This window comes from Rathayibacter sp. PhB152, assembly GCF_003751395.1.
Lineage (GTDB): Bacteria > Actinomycetota > Actinomycetes > Actinomycetales > Microbacteriaceae > Rathayibacter > Rathayibacter festucae.
The window spans coordinates 226530-241507 of record NZ_RJUT01000005.1 but is presented as its reverse complement, the minus strand read 5'-3'; the positions used below and the strand labels follow the sequence as shown (position 1 = coordinate 241507).

Sequence of the window (14978 nt, the reverse complement as noted above, 5' to 3'; positions counted from 1 at the left end):
GCCGAGGAGGCCGTCGAGCTGTCCCGCGCGGACCTGCTGCGCTTCCGCTGGCCCTCCGGCGAGGACGACGGCAGCGAGGACGAGGACGCCGTGTCGCCGCGGCGCCGGCTCGCCTCCGCCATCGAGGTCGCCGACTGGCGCCGCCACGTCCAGGCGATGTACGCCGAGGTCCGCCGCCTCTCGAACGTCGACCTGCTCGCCGCGCACGCGTCGTGGATCCGGGCGCGCAACGCGCTGTTCGACCGCCACCCCGCCACTCCCCTGCTGCCCGCCGACCGGGCGCACTTCCGCTCCCTGCCGATCGCGCCGTACGACGCGGCCTGGCGGTTCGAGCTCGAGGTCGCGCCGGCCGAGGAGGCGCGGCGGATGGACGTGGAGACCGGGACGGACGGCGTCGTGCCGTTCGAGCTCGTCGGAACCGTCGAGGTCCCCTCCGCAGGGACGCTGGACGTCTGGAAGCTCGGCTCCTACGGCGGCGGGCTCTTCGTGCCCGTCAAGGACGCGCTGGCCGGGACGCCGGGTGGCACCTACGGGGGCGGCCGCTACCTGCTCGACACCGTGAAGGGCGCCGATCTCGGCACCGGCGCGACGCCGTCGACGCTCGTGCTCGACTTCAACTTCGCCTACAACCCCTCCTGCGCGTACGACCCGGCCTGGGCCTGCCCGCTCGCGCAGGCCGGCAACACCCTGCCGGTCGAGGTGCCGGTGGGCGAGCGCTACAAGGGCTGACGCGGCGGGTCTCGATACGCCGCTCCGCGGCTGCTCGACCAGCATGAGTCGCCGCTCTGCGGCTGCTCGACCGGCATGGGCCGCCGCTGCGCAGCTGCTCGACCGGCACGGGTGCTCGATGCTGACCGTTCTCGGAGGCTCCGCCGATAGCCTCCGGGCGGCGCGCCCCCGCGCCGGAAAGCAGGAATCAGCATGCCCCGACCCGTCCTCCTCGTCACCGGAACCTCGACCGGCATCGGCCGCGCGACAGCGATCGAGGCCGCCCGCTCGGGCTGGCAGGTGGTCGCGACGGTCCGCGACGTGGAGCACGCCGACGGACTCCGCGAGGCGATCGGCGGGGCCGGGGTGGAGCTCGACGTGCAGGAGCTCGACATCACCGACGCCGACTCCGTCACCGCCTGCCTCGAGCGGATCCAGTCCGTGCACGGCGGGCTCGACGTCCTGGTGAACAACGCCGGCGCGGGCCACGTCGGCATCACCGAGCTCGAGGACCCGGCGGAGCTGCGCCGCGTGATGGAGGTCAACTTCTTCGGCACGGTCGCCGTGACCCGCGCCGCGCTGCCGCTGCTGCGCTCCTCGCGCGGTCGGATCGTGACGGTGTCGAGCGTCGGCGGCGCCGTCGGCCAGCCCTTCAACGAGGACTACTGCGCCGCGAAGTTCGCGATCGAGGGCTTCTTCGAGGCGCTCGCGCCGGTCGCTGCGGCCGTCGGCGTGCACGTCTCGCTGATCGAGCCGGGCGCCGTCCGCAGCAGCTTCGTCGAGAACGTCGGCATCGACTCCTCCGCACTGATGGCCGAGGCCGGCCCGTACGCCGGCGCGCTCGGCGCCTACCTCGACCGCACGGCCTCCGCCTTCTCCTCCAGCCACGCCCAGGAGCCGGCGGAGGTCGCCGCCGTGATCCTGCAGACCCTGCGCGACCCGGAGCCGCCCTTCCGGGTGCAGACCTCGGACTGGGCGCGGGACTTCGTCGGCCTGAAGCTGGCCGACCTCGACGGCTCCCGCGTGCAGTCGACCATGCGGGGATGGATCGGCACCCACTAGGGTGGGAGGGTGCGAGCGCGACGACTGCGCTCCCCCGCGTCGTAGAACGCCCATTTTCCGTTGCGGATCCCTCTGGATCCCGACCATCTGGCGCACGTGCATGAGGCCCCCGGCCGCGCGCACCGCTTCGTACGGCGAACGGATGTGACCACCGTCACCTTCGCCCGAACCGCCGATCACCCGCGCCCGGCCACCGCCTGCGCTGTCAGATCGGCATGATGCCCCGAAAGGCACCATCCATGTCGACCATCCCCACCTTCGCCGCTCTCGGCGTCCCCGCACCCCTCGTCACCGCCCTGACCGCGAGCGGCATCACCGAGCCGTTCCCGATCCAGGTGGACACCCTCCCCGACACTCTGAACGGCCGCGACGTGCTCGGCCGCGGCAAGACCGGCTCCGGCAAGACCCTCGCCTTCGCCATCCCGATGGTCGCCCGCCTCGGCGGCGCCCTCGCCGGCGGACGCCGCCGCCCGGGCCGCCCGCTCGGTCTGATCCTCGCGCCGACCCGCGAGCTCGCGACGCAGATCACCGCGGCCATGCAGCCCCTCGCCGACGCCTACGGCATCGTCACCACCACGATCTTCGGCGGCGTCTCGCAGCAGCGCCAGGTCGCCGCGCTCAAGCAGGGCGTCGACATCGTCGTGGCCTGCCCCGGCCGCCTCGAGGACCTGATGAAGCAGGGCTTCGTCAACCTCGACGCCGTCGAGATCACCGTGCTCGACGAGGCCGACCACATGGCCGACCTGGGCTTCCTGCCCGTCGTCACGCGCATCCTCGACAAGACCCCCCGCGGCGGACAGCGCCTGCTGTTCTCGGCCACGCTCGACAACGGCGTGGACAAGCTGGTCAAGAAGTACCTGCAGAACGAGGTGCTGCACTCCGTCGACGAGGCGAACTCCCCCGTCGCGCTGATGACCCACCACGTCTTCGAGGTCGACGGCCTCGACGCCAAGAACGCCCTCGTGAAGACCCTCGCGTCCGGCACCGGCCGCCGCATCCTCTTCATGCGCACCAAGCACCACGCGAAGAAGCTCGCCAAGCAGCTCACCGGCCAGGGCATCCCCGCCGTCGACCTGCACGGCAACCTCTCGCAGGTCGCCCGCGACCGCAACCTCGCCGCCTTCGGCGCCGGCACCGTGAAGGTGCTCGTCGCCACCGACGTCGCCGCCCGCGGCGTGCACGTCGACGACGTCGAGCTGGTCATCCACGTCGACCCGCCGATGGAGCACAAGGCGTACCTGCACCGCTCGGGCCGCACCGCCCGCGCCGGCAGCGAGGGCGACGTCGTCACCGTCGTCCTGCCCAGCCAGCGCGGCGACGTGAAGACGCTCCTGCGCAAGGCCGCCATCCAGGTCACCCCGCAGCTCGTCACCGCCGACTCGGCCGCCGTGTCGAAGCTCGTCGGCGACGTCGCGGCGTTCGTCACTCCGAGCGCCGTCGTCGAGCCCGTCCGCGGCCAGTCGCAGGGCGGCCGCTCGCAGGGCGCCAACGCGCAGCGCAAGCGCGCCGCGCGCACCGACGGCAGCACCGCCCCTCGCGGCGGACGCGGCGAGCGCTCGGCGGCTCCCGCCGGCGCCGGCTCCGACCGTCCCCGCCGCGGCACCGGCGGCAGCTCCGACGGCGCCGCTCGCGGCGGACAGCGCGGCGGCCGCGGCCGTTCCGCCGCCGCAGCGACCACCTCGGGCGGCTCGCGCTCGTACTACAGCACGGGCTCGGGCTCCGGCAGCTCCGCCCCGGCCGGCGCCGAGCGCCGCCCTGCGCGACGCGCGCAGGGCTGAGCCGATCTGCGCGCCGCGTGGCGGCGCGCCGCAGTCGGCTGGGTGGACGGTCGCGTTCCGCAGAGCGGGTTGCGAACGGCTCCGGCGATTCGCTTGGCACGCGAATCGCCGCTCCGCCTCGTGAGGGGCGGCCGGTCCGGGGGCGCAGCGTCTGACGACATGCGCGTGCCGGAACGACTGCACGAAGAGACATGAAGAAGGCCGGGAGTCCTCCCGCGACACAGTCGCGGGAGGACTCCCGGCCTTCGTCGTCTCGGGAAGGGAGCAGCGCGCCCTCAGACGGCGTCGGCATGCACAACCAAGGCTGAATCGCCCGTTCCGCCCCGAAAACGTACAGAAAGGGCCTTCCAGCCTCAGTTGTGTACACGGCGCCCGCTTGAGGCGCACCTCTCGTCGAAATGCTCGCGTGAAATCGCGGCCCTACCCGGACCGAGACCTCAGAGACCAGAGAACCGCGGAGGATACCGGCCCAGGTCTGGGCCGGTCTCCTAGGAAAGATCACCTCACAAGTATGGAAGAACCATGCTGATCGAGTAGCCCGCGCAGCGGGCGTATCGAGATCCACCACCGTCTGCACCTGAGTCTGCAGACCCGCTCTGCTGGTGACGGCGGGTCTCGATACGCCCCTGGCGGGGCTACTCGACCAGCATGACGCGGCGCAGCCGCGTCCCTTTCCCTCACCACCGAGACGCGAAGCGGCTTCGCCGCTCGAGACGCGCTGCGCGCTACTCGACCAGCTTGTCGCGCGCCGCCCCGCCGCGCACCTGACGACTCAGTGGAGGCGGCTGCCTCGTGCCAGCGAATGCAAAGCCCCTCACCCCGAGTCCCGGTGCGAGAGCGCGCTTCAAGCCGTGAGCGGAATTCGCGTGCCAGCGAATTCCGCCAGGCGGACGCAGGACGCTCTACAGAGCCCGACCACCTCTGAGAGCCGACTGCGGCGCGCCGCTCCGCGGCGCGCGAGAAGGCACGCTGCGCGCTACCGGAGCTTCCCCACCGATGCGAGTGCGGCGCGCAGCAAGGCGCCGCGCCCGCCCTCCATCTCGGCGGAGACGGCGTCGGAGCAGGCCTCGTCGGGGGTCATCCAGGTCAGCTCGAGGGCGTCCTGGCGGGGGTCGCAGGTGCCGGTGACGGGGACGACGTAGGCGAGCGAGACGGCGTGCTGCCGGTCGTCGGTGAAGGGGCCCATGCCGGGCATGGGGAAGTACTCGGCGACGTGGAAGGGCAGGGGGCTGGCCGGCAGCAGCGGGAACGCCATCGGGCCGAGGTCCTTCTCGACGTGGCGGAAGAGCGCGTCGCGGAGGGTCTCGCCGTACATCACCCGGCCGGAGACGATGGTGCGCGTGATCTGCCCCGAGGCGGTCGCCCGGAGGAGCACCCCGACCTCGGTCACCTGGCCGAGTCCGTCGACGCGGACGGGCACCGCCTCGACGTACAGCAGCGGGAGCCGACGGCGGATCTCGGCGAGTTCATCGTCGGACAGCCACCCGGAGTTGGGATCAGGGGTACGCACGCTCATAGGGCCATTCTTACCCGACGTTCATGTCAGTCCGGTTTCGGCTCGCACCCGGCGGGCTCGGCGATGATGGTCCGATGGCTATCGACGCGAACGCAGTGCTGTGGTCCTCCTCCGCGAAGGACCGGGCCGGGCGGCCCCTCCTGGTGCTCCTGCACGGCTACGGCTCGCACGAGGGCGACCTGTTCTCGCTCGGCGCCTACCTGCCGCTGGAGCCGGTGCTCGCGTCGCTCCGGGCGCCGCTGGCCCTGGACGGCGGCGCGAACGCCTGGTGGCCGCTGCGGGTGCCGCTGGACCCGGACCAGCCCCGGGCCGACCCGGTCGCGGTCGAGGCGGCGGCGCAGGGCGTCCTCGACTGGCTCGACGCGCTCGAGCACGACGGTCCCGTCGGGCTGCTCGGCTTCTCGCAGGGCGCGGCGCTGGCCGTGCAGCTGCTGCGGCGCGCCCCGGGCCGGTTCGCGTTCGCGGTGGCCCTCTCGGGCTTCGTGGTGCCGCTCACCGAGGGCGACGCGGCCGACGAGGTCCTCGCCGAGAAGCGGCCGCCGGTGTTCTGGGGGCGCGGCACGCTCGACGCCGTCATCCCGCCGGAGCTGGTCGCGGCCGCGGCGGAGTGGTTCCCGGCGCACACCGCGCTCGACGCGCGGGTGTACGAGGGGGTGGCCCACGGCGTGAGCCAGGCCGAGCTCGCCGACATCGGCACCTTCGTGCGGCTGGGCTTCGCCTGATCCCGGTGCCGCCCGACGATCACGAGACCTCGCGGCCGCTCGTCAAGGGCTCGTCCGCGGGGCCTGCGCACGGCAATGTCGGTGGTGGCAGGGAGGATTCACGCATGCCGCACGTCCTCGATCGCTTCAGCCCCGCCACCCGGGCCTGGTTCGAGGGCGCCTTCCCCGCGCCGACGGCCGCCCAGGAGGGCGCGTGGTCGGCGATCTCGAGCGGCGCGCACGCCCTCGTCGTCGCTCCCACCGGCTCGGGCAAGACGCTGTCGGCGTTCCTCTGGGCGATCGACCGGCTCGTGCAGGGCCGGCCGCCGGAGGATCCGCAGCATCGCACCCGCGTGCTCTACGTCTCACCGCTGAAGGCGCTCGGCGTCGACGTCGAGCGCAACCTCCGCTCGCCGCTGGTCGGCGTCACGCAGACCGCGCTCCGGCTCAGCGCCGAGGGCATCGGCAGCGCGCCGTCGACGGTCACGGTCGGCGTCCGCTCCGGAGACACCCCCGCGGCCGAGCGCCGGGTGCTGCAGAAGACGCCGCCGGACATCCTGATCACCACGCCCGAGTCGCTCTACCTGATGCTCACCTCGGCGGCGCGGGAGTCGCTGCGCGGGGTCGAGACGGTCATCGTCGACGAGGTGCACGCGGTCGCCTCCACCAAGCGCGGCGCGCACCTCGCGGTCTCGCTCGAGCGGCTGGACGCGCTGCTGCCGAAGCCCGTGCAGCGCATTGGCCTGTCGGCCACGGTCCGTCCGCGCGAGGAGGTCGCGCGCTTCCTGGCCGGCCGCTCCCCCGTCACGATCGTCGCCCCCGTCTCCGAGAAGCAGTGGGACCTCAGCGTCGTCGTCCCCGTCGAGGACATGTCGGAGCTCGGCTCCACCGCCTCGCAGGACGGCTCCACCATGGGCGCCACCGGTCCGCAGAGCGGCTCGATCTGGCCGCACGTGGAGGAGTCGATCGTCGACCGGGTGCTCGCGCACACCTCCTCGATCGTCTTCGCGAACTCGCGGCGGCTGGCCGAGCGGCTGACGGCCCGGCTCAACGAGATCTACGCGGAGCGGCGCGAGGCCGAGGCCGAGCGCTCCCGCGAGGCCGGGGAGCCGGTCGCGGTCGGCGCGCTCCTCGAGGGAGTCGTCGGCGCCTCCGCCCGCCGCACTCCGGCCGCCACCATGGGCGCCGCCGGAGCGACCAGCGGCACCGGCCAGGCCGCACCCGAGGACGAGCCGCTCCTCGCCCGCGCGCACCACGGCTCGGTCAGCAAGGAGCAGCGGGCGATCATCGAGGACGACCTCAAGTCGGGCCGGCTGCGCTGCGTGGTCGCCACCTCGAGCCTCGAGCTCGGCATCGACATGGGCGCCGTCGACCTCGTCGTGCAGGTCGAGACGCCGCCGTCGGTCGCCAGCGCGCTCCAGCGCGTCGGCCGGGCGGGACACCAGGTGGGCGAGGTCTCGCGCGGCTCGTTCTATCCGAAGCACCGGGCCGACCTGCTGCACTCCGCCGTCACCACCGAGCGGATGCGCGCCGGCCTGATCGAGGCGATCATGGTGCCGGCCAACCCGCTCGACATCCTCGCGCAGCAGACGGTCGCCGCCACGGCACTGGAATCGCTCGACGTCGACGAGTGGTTCGACACCGTCCGCCGCAGCGCCCCCTTCGTGGCCCTGCCGCGCTCGGCCTACGAGGCGACGCTCGACCTGCTGTCGGGCCGCTACCCCTCCGACCAGTTCGCGGAGCTGCGGCCCCGCGTCGTCTGGGACCGCGACGAGAACACCCTCACCGGCCGCCCCGGAGCGCAGCGCCTCGCGGTGACCAGCGGCGGGACGATCCCGGACCGCGGGCTCTTCGGCGTCTTCATGGTCGGCGAGCCCGGCTCGACCGGCAACCGGGTCGGCGAGCTCGACGAGGAGATGGTCTACGAGTCGCGCGTCGGCGACGTCTTCGCGCTCGGCGCGACCAGCTGGCGGATCCAGGAGATCACCTACGACCGCGTGATCGTCACGCCCGCGTTCGGCGAGCCCGGGCGCCTGCCGTTCTGGAAGGGCGACTCGCAGGGCCGGCCGGCCGAGCTCGGCGAGGCGATCGGCGCCTTCACCCGCGAGATCGGCGGCGCGGCGGTGGAGACGGCCCGCGAGCGCTGCACGGCCGCGGGCCTGGACGAGTACGCGACCAACAACCTGCTCTCCTTCCTCGACGAGCAGCGCCTGGCCACCGGCCGCATCCCGGACGACCGCACGCTGGTGCTCGAGCGCTTCCGCGATGAGCTCGGCGACTGGCGGCTCGTCCTGCACTCGCCCTACGGGATGCAGGTGCACTCCCCCTGGGCCCTCGCCATCGGCGCACGGGTCCGCGAGCGGCACGGGGTCGACGGCGCGGCGATGGCGGGCGACGACGGCATCGTCGTCCGGATCCCCGACACCGAGTCGGAGCCGCCCGGCGCCGAGCTCTTCCTCTTCGACCGCGACGAGCTCGAGCAGCTCGTGACCAGCGAGGTCGGCGGCTCGGCGCTCTTCGCCGCCCGGTTCCGCGAGTGCGCGGCGCGGGCCCTGCTGCTCCCCCGCTACAACCCGGGGAAGCGCTCGCCGCTCTGGCAGCAGCGCCAGCGCGCCGCCCAGCTGCTCGACGTGGCCCGCACCTACCCGACCTTCCCGATCATCCTCGAGACGGTGCGCGAGTGCCTGCAGGACGTCTACGACCTGCCCGCGCTGCTGCGCCTCGCCGCGCGGCTCGACGGCCGGGAGCTGCAGATCCTCGAGGTCGAGACGCCGACGGCGAGCCCGTTCGCCCGCTCGATGCTGTTCGGCTACGTCGCCGCGTTCATGTACGAGGGCGACAGCCCGCTCGCGGAGCGCCGCGCCGCCGCGCTCTCGGTGGATGCGACGCTCCTCGGCGAGCTGCTGGGCCGCGCCGAGCTGCGCGAGCTGCTCGACCCGCTCGTCCTCGCGCAGATCGAGCGCGAGCTGCAGCGCGTCGAGCCGGAGCGGCGCCTGCGCGGGCTCGAGGGCGCCGCCGACCTGCTCCGCCTGCTGGGCCCCCTGACGATCGACGAGCTGGGCGAGCGGCTGGTCGACGAGTCCGTGACGTCGGCCGACGTCGCGAAGGCCGAGCCGATCGCGCGCGCGACGCTCGACGCGATCGTCGCGGAGCTGGTCCGCGCCAAGCGCGTCCTGCCGGTCGGCCTCGCGGGCGAGCAGCGCTACGCCGCGATGGAGGACGCCTCGCGCCTGCGCGACGCCCTCGGCGTGCCCCTGCCCATCGGCGTCCCCGTCGCCTTCATCGACCCGGTGCGCGACCCGCTCGGCGACCTCGTCGCCCGCTACGCCCGCACCCACGGCCCGTTCACCGCCGTCGCCGTCGCCGCCCGGCTCGGCCTCGGCGTCGCGGTCGTCAACGACACCCTCCGCCGGCTCTCCGGCGAGCGGCGCGTCTCGGAGGGCGAGTTCCGCCCGAACGGCACCGGCTCCGAGTGGTGCGACTCCGAGGTGCTGCGCCGCCTGCGCAGCCGCTCGCTCGCCGCGCTGCGCAAGGAGGTCGAGCCGGTCGACGCCGCTGCCTACGGCCGCTTCCTGCCTGCCTGGCAGCACCTCGGCGGCTCGCTGCGCGGCATCGACGGCGTCGCCTCCGTCATCGACCAGCTCGCGGGTGCGCCCATCCCCGCCTCGGCCTGGGAGTCGCTGATCCTCCCCGCCCGGGTGCGCGACTACTCGCCCGCCATGCTCGACGAGCTGACCGCGACCGGCGAGGTCCTCTGGGCCGGCGCCGGCACCCTCCCCGGCAACGACGGCTGGGTGAGCCTGCACCTCGCCGACACCGCCGGTCTCACGCTGCCCGTCCCCGCGGCGGAGGCGGTGCCGCTCGGAGAGCTGCAGCAGGAGATCGTCGGCGTGCTCGGCTCCGGCGGCGGCTACTTCTTCCGCCAGCTCTCCGACGCGGTCGGCTCCACCGACGACAAGACCCTGGTCGAGGCGCTGTGGGAGCTGGTCTGGGCGGGCCTGCTCACGAACGACACGCTCGCTCCGCTGCGCACCCTCGTCGGCTCGACCGGGGGCGCGCACCGCCAGCCGCGCGCCCCCGCCCGCGCCAGGGCGCCCCGCGGACGGATGACCGCCCGGCCCACGATGGCGACCCGCGTCGGCCCGCCGACCGCGGGCGGCCGCTGGTCGATCGTGCCGCTGGCGGAGTCGGACGCGACGATCCGCGGGCACGCGCTCGGCGAGACGCTGCTCGAGCGCTACGGCATCGTCACCCGCGGCTCCGTCCAGGCGGAGGGGGTTCTCGGCGGCTTCGCGCTCGCCTACAAGGTGCTCAGCGGCTTCGAGCAGCAGGGCCGCGCCCGCCGCGGCTACTTCATCGAGAAGCTCGGCGCCGCGCAGTTCGGCACGGCGGGCAGCGTCGACCGGCTCCGCACCTTCGCGCCGCAGGACGAGGCCCAGCAGCGCGCCCGGCCCGTCTTCGCCCTGGCTGCGACCGACCCGGCGAACCCGTTCGGCGCGGCACTGCCGTGGCCGCAGGGCGAGGGCCACCGGCCCGGTCGCAAGGCCGGCGCCCTGGTCGCCGTCGTCGACGGCGAGCTGGCCGTCTACCTCGAGCGCGGCGGCAAGACGGCGCTCACCTTCTCCGCCGACGAGACCGTCCTCGCGGACGCGGCCGGAGCGCTCGCCCAGCTGGTCCGCTCCCGCGGGGTCGAGAAGCTCACCGTCGAGAAGATCGACGGCGTCTTCGCCCTGGGCACGCCCTTCGGCGACGCCCTGACCGCCGCCGGGTTCGTCGCGAACCCGCGCGGCCTGAGGCTGCGCGCGTGAGCGCCGGCCGCCCCGAGAGGAGCGCCCGTGCCCGAGGGTGACACCGTCTACCGCTCCGCCCACAATCTCGCCGACGCCCTCGACGGGCAGGTGCTGACCCGCTGCGACGTCCGGGTGCCGAAGTTCGCGACGGTCGACCTCACCGGCGAGACCATCGACTCCGTCGTCCCGCGCGGCAAGCACCTGCTGATGCGCATCGGCGACGCGGTGATCCACTCGCACCTCAAGATGGAGGGCAGCTGGCACCTCTACTCGCTGACCGGCGACCGGCCGAAGTGGCACCGCCCCGCCTTCCAGGCGCGCATCGTGCTCGAGACTCCTGAGTGGCAGGCCGTCGGCTTCGAGCTCGGCCTCCTCGAGATCGTGCCGCGCGCCGCCGAGGAGGACGTCGTCGGCTACCTCGGCCCCGATCTGCTCGGTGCGGACTGGGACGCCGACGAGGCACTGCGGCGCCTCGCCGCCGACCCGGAGCGGCCGATCGGACTGGCGCTGCTCGACCAGCGGATCATGGCCGGGCTCGGCAACGTCTACCGGGCCGAGCTCTGCTTCCTCCGCGGTGTGCTGCCCACGCGTCCCGTCGGTGAGAGCGGCGACCTCGTCCGCACCATCGCCCTCGCGAAGAAGCTGATCACCGTCAACCGCGAGCGCATCGAGCGGACGACGACGGGCAACCTCCGCCCCGGGCAGCAGCTGTGGGTCTACGGCCGCGACCGCAAGCCGTGCCGGCGCTGCGGCACCGCTATCCGCCGCGGCGAGCTCGGTGACGACGAGCTGCAGCTGCGCGTGACGTACTGGTGCCCGCGCTGCCAGACCTGACGCAGGGCGGTCCGGCGTCGAGCGGGAGCTACTCCTCGACGGCGGCCGAGCGGTGCCCGGGGACGTGCTTGATGTGCAGCGCGACGTCGCTGAGCCGCTCGATCCGGTCGACGTGGCGCGCGGCGCTCGCGTCCTCGGCGACGATCCAGCTGCCGACGAGCAGGTAGGGGTCGCGGCCGCCGGCGGTGAGCGGCCCGGTCACGGTGAAGGAGCCGATCGTCGGCGTCGAGAAGGTCACCCGCACCGGGTCTCCGTGCGCGAGGCCGTCGACCGAACGGTCGCCGTCGGCGCCCGCCTCCGGCTCGGGCGCGAGCGCGATGCTCTGGATCTCGGTCCCCGTGTTGAGGAAGACGTCGGCGACGACGAGCTCCCCGCCGACCGCCTGCCGGACGACGCCCTCGATGCCGTAGAGCCCGTAGCGCGGCGAGCGGACGAGCACCCGCACCGAGTCGCCGATCGCGACCTCGGTGAGGGCCCCGCGGATCGACGCGACGTCCCGCCGGGCGGGAGCTGCGGACAGGGCCTCGAGGATCGCACTGGACATCCCGCCAGGCTAGCCGGTCGAGCGACAACGGTGCGCTGAGAGGACTGCTGCACGGCCCTCGACGATGCAGGCACCGGAGGAGCAGAAGGCGATCGACCCGTGGAGAAGCGGGGTCTCGAGGACTGCGGAGACGGTGGGATTTGAACCCACGGAACCCAATAAAGGGTTCTCCACCTTAGCAGGGTGGTGCACTCGACCGGACTATGCGACGTCTCCTGAGCGCTCGCCAGGCGAACGCACGACGACCACTATAACCGCACCCGGGAGCCGGACGTGACACCCGGCGCTGCGGCGCTACTGCTCGTCGAGGGTGCGGCCGACGGTGCAGGTCTGCTGGTCGGCGGTCTGGCCGGAGACGTCGCTCGGGAGGGCGACCGCGGTCTCGCCCGGAGCCGGCGTCCCCGGGTCGGTCGTCGCGGCCGGGTCGGCGGTCGCCGCCGGATCCGCGGTCGCCGCGGGATCGGTCGCGGCGGGCGTCGACCCGTCGGCCGACTCCGAGCCGCCGCCGGTGGTGCCGGTGAGGGCGATCGGCTGGTCGGCCAGGAGGGCGGCGTTCAGCGTCGCCGACGCCTCCTCGCTCGGGTAGACGCCGTCGCCGTCGATGTAGGTCGGGTACTGGACGAAGACGACGCTGGCGAGGTCCACGTCCTTCACCGCGAGGCCGATCGAGACCAGGGTGTTGACGTTCTCGAGCGAGGTGGAGAGCTGCATGTTCGAGACGGCCGCCTTGCCGAGGCCGTAGAGGGCGACGGGGTTCGAGAGCGTCGAAGCGTCCTTCACCTTGCGCACCAGCGACGACAGGTACACCTGCTGGCTGGAGATGCGGGTGAGGTCGCTGCCGTCGCCGACGCCGTGCCGGGTGCGCAGGAAGGCGAGCGCCTCCGCGCCGACGAGCGTGTGCGTGCCGGCGGTGAGGTTCAGACCGGTGTACTCGTCCTCGATCGGGGTGGCGACGCAGACGTCGACCCCGCCCACCGCGTTCGACATCTCGATCACGCCGTCGAACTGGATGAGGGCGGCGTAGGGGATGTCGAGGCCGGTGAGCTGCTCGACGGTCTGCACGGTGCAGGCGAGCCCGCCGTAGCTGAGCGACGTGTTGATCTTGGCGGAGCGGAGCGCGTCCGAGACGGTGCCCGTCGCCGGGTCGGTGCAGGACGGGATCGGCACGTACATGTCGCGGGGGAAGCTGATCACCTCGACCGTCGAGTGGTCCTCCGAGATGTGCATCAGCATCGTGACGTCGTTGAGGTTCTCGGAGCGGTCGCCGTACGCGCCCGCCGCGGAGCCCTCCGCGCTGTCGCTGCCCGCGAGCAGGATGTTGACGCCGCCCTCGATCGCGCCGATCTCCGGGATCGCGGAGCCGGCGTCGGTCGAGCCGATGCCGAGGTCGACGGAGGGCCGCGCGCTGCCCGCGATCATCGAGAGGGCGATCACCACGATCGAGATCGCGCTGAGCACGCCCACGCCGACGCAGGCCGCGAGGATCCGCCCGGCGAACCGGAGCCCGCTGCGCGGTCGCAGCCGCCCGTGACGGGCCGCTGTCCTGCGCGAGACGACGGGGTCGGTCATCGGATCCGCCTCCGGCGTCAGCCGAAGAACCCGACCGAGCAGGTCTGCTGATCGGCGGGCTGGCCGGTGATGGCCTCCGGCAGCTCGACCGGTGCGCCGGCCGCGGGCGTGCCGGGCGCGGCGGTGGCGCCGGGAGTCGCCTCAGCGGTCGCGAGCGGATCGGTCGTGGCGGGGCCGGCGGCGGGGGCCTCGGTCGCCGCAGGGGCCGCGGGCTCACCCGTGGTCGTCGCGCCGGCGCCGGTGCCGCCGGTGAGGGCGATCGGCTGGTCCGTCTGCAGGGCGGTGGCGAGCACGTCGCCGGCGGTGCGGTCGGGGACGACGCCACCGGACACCGAGCCGGTCGGGTACTGGGCGAACACCACGTTCGCGATGTCGACGTCCTTCAGCGCGAGGCCCATCTGCACGAGGGTGTTCACGTTGTTCAGCTCGTCCGAGAGCGTCATGTTGCCCAGGGCGGCCTTGGCGAGTCCGTAGAGCGCGACGGGGTTGAGCAGCGTGTCTGCGCTCTTGACCTGGCGGACCAGCGAGGAGAGGAAGACCTGCTGGTTGCTGATCCGGGTCAGGTCGCTGCCGTCGCCGATGCCGTGCCGGCTGCGGAGGAACTGCAGCGCGGCCATGCCCTCGAGCGAGTGCACGCCCGGCTCGAGATAGGTGTTGGTGTACGGGTCGGCGATCTCGGTGGCGACGCAGACGTCGACTCCGCCGATCGCGTTCGACATCTCGATGACGCCGTTGAACTGCACGACCGCGCCGTAGTCGACCCGGACGCCGAGCAGCTCCTCGGCGACGCCGGCCACGCAGCCGAGACTGACGTCCTTGCCCATCGCCTCGTTGATCTTGGTGTCGTAGCGAGCGGGGATGGTCTCCCCCGTCACCGCGTTGACGCAGGACGGGATGTCGACGTACATGTCGCGGGGGAAGCTGACGACGGTCGCGTTGCTGTGGTCGGCCGAGACGTGCATCAGCATGTTGACGTCGTTCAGGACGCTGGTCTCCTCGTCCGGGTCGCCGTAGGCGTCGCCCTGACCCTGGCGCGAATCGCTGCCGACGACGAGGACGTTGAAGCCGCCCTCGAGGGCGCCGATCTCGGGGACCGAGCCGGCCGCGACCTCCGACCCGGCGGCGACCGGGTGCAGGCTGACCGACGGCTGGGCGGACTGGACGAGCAGGGTGGCGGCGATCGCGACGATCGAGATCGAGGCGACGATGCCCACTCCCGAGACGGTCGCAGCGGCCTTGACGAGGGTCCGCGGCAGGCTGTGGCGCTTCTGCCGTCCGTGCCGGACGTGGGGTCGCGGCGTGCGCGCCGACTCGTCCGCGGCGGAGTGGTCCGTCGAAGGGCGCGTCGTGCGCATCCGTCTCCCGTTCGTCTGTGGGCTGGGGCTGGTGGGGCTGGGGTGTGGAGCTGAGGGGCGGGCCTGGGACCCGCGGGCGCGGAGGAGGGGACTCCCACCGCGTCGGGACATAGTACCCAGA

10 protein-coding genes and 1 tRNA gene are annotated in these 14978 nt (G+C 73.4%); 6 read left to right on the top strand and 5 right to left on the bottom strand.

Annotated elements, in window-relative coordinates; all coding sequences use genetic code 11:
• The first annotated feature begins 156 nt into the window (after window positions 1-156).
• The 3 genes from EDF36_RS14045 (at window position 157) to EDF36_RS14035 (ending at window position 3548) form a co-directional block, all read left to right on the top strand.
• Complete coding sequence (locus tag EDF36_RS14045; protein WP_123445360.1) at window positions 157-729, top strand: DUF1684 domain-containing protein; 573 nt, start codon at window positions 157-159, stop codon at window positions 727-729.
• Between the two features lie 192 nt (window positions 730-921).
• Window positions 922-1770 (top strand): SDR family oxidoreductase, encoded by an 849-nt coding sequence (locus tag EDF36_RS14040; RefSeq protein ID WP_123733500.1) that lies wholly within the window; start codon window positions 922-924, stop codon window positions 1768-1770.
• A 239-nt stretch (window positions 1771-2009) separates the two neighbouring features.
• Window positions 2010-3548, top strand: coding sequence for a DEAD/DEAH box helicase (locus EDF36_RS14035; RefSeq protein ID WP_123733499.1), 1539 nt, complete (start codon window positions 2010-2012; stop codon window positions 3546-3548).
• Between the two features lie 976 nt (window positions 3549-4524).
• Here the strand turns inward: EDF36_RS14035 and EDF36_RS14030 are convergent.
• Complete coding sequence (locus EDF36_RS14030; protein WP_123733498.1) at window positions 4525-5064, bottom strand: NUDIX hydrolase family protein; 540 nt, start codon at window positions 5062-5064, stop codon at window positions 4525-4527.
• Between the two features lie 74 nt (window positions 5065-5138).
• Here EDF36_RS14030 and EDF36_RS14025 point away from each other — a divergent pair, with 74 nt between their 5' ends.
• From EDF36_RS14025 to EDF36_RS14015, 3 genes are all read left to right on the top strand, one after another.
• On the top strand, window positions 5139-5786 hold the full coding sequence (locus tag EDF36_RS14025; RefSeq protein ID WP_123733497.1) for an alpha/beta hydrolase: 648 nt from the start codon (window positions 5139-5141) through the stop codon (window positions 5784-5786).
• A 104-nt stretch (window positions 5787-5890) separates the two neighbouring features.
• Window positions 5891-10573, top strand: a complete 4683-nt coding sequence (locus tag EDF36_RS14020; protein ID WP_123733496.1) for an ATP-dependent helicase — start codon at window positions 5891-5893, stop codon at window positions 10571-10573.
• A gap of 27 nt (window positions 10574-10600) precedes the next feature.
• Window positions 10601-11389 (top strand): DNA-formamidopyrimidine glycosylase family protein, encoded by a 789-nt coding sequence (locus EDF36_RS14015; protein WP_123733495.1) that lies wholly within the window; start codon window positions 10601-10603, stop codon window positions 11387-11389.
• Window positions 11390-11417: 28 nt separating this feature from the next.
• Here the strand turns inward: EDF36_RS14015 and EDF36_RS14010 are convergent, their stop codons facing one another.
• The 4 genes from EDF36_RS14010 to EDF36_RS13995 all read right to left on the bottom strand — a co-directional run bounded on the left by EDF36_RS14010 (window position 11418) and on the right by EDF36_RS13995 (window position 14857).
• On the bottom strand, window positions 11418-11933 hold the full coding sequence (locus EDF36_RS14010) for a hypothetical protein (protein ID WP_123733494.1): 516 nt from the start codon (window positions 11931-11933) through the stop codon (window positions 11418-11420).
• Window positions 11934-12058: 125 nt separating this feature from the next.
• Window positions 12059-12149, bottom strand: a tRNA-Ser gene (locus EDF36_RS14005).
• A 78-nt stretch (window positions 12150-12227) separates the two neighbouring features.
• Window positions 12228-13502, bottom strand: a complete 1275-nt coding sequence (locus tag EDF36_RS14000) for an LCP family protein (protein WP_123733493.1) — start codon at window positions 13500-13502, stop codon at window positions 12228-12230.
• Window positions 13503-13519: 17 nt separating this feature from the next.
• Window positions 13520-14857 carry an LCP family protein gene (locus EDF36_RS13995; protein ID WP_123733492.1) on the bottom strand — a complete coding sequence of 446 codons (1338 nt, stop codon included), beginning with the start codon at window positions 14855-14857 and terminating at the stop codon, window positions 13520-13522.
• Between the last annotated feature and the right edge of the window lie 121 nt (window positions 14858-14978).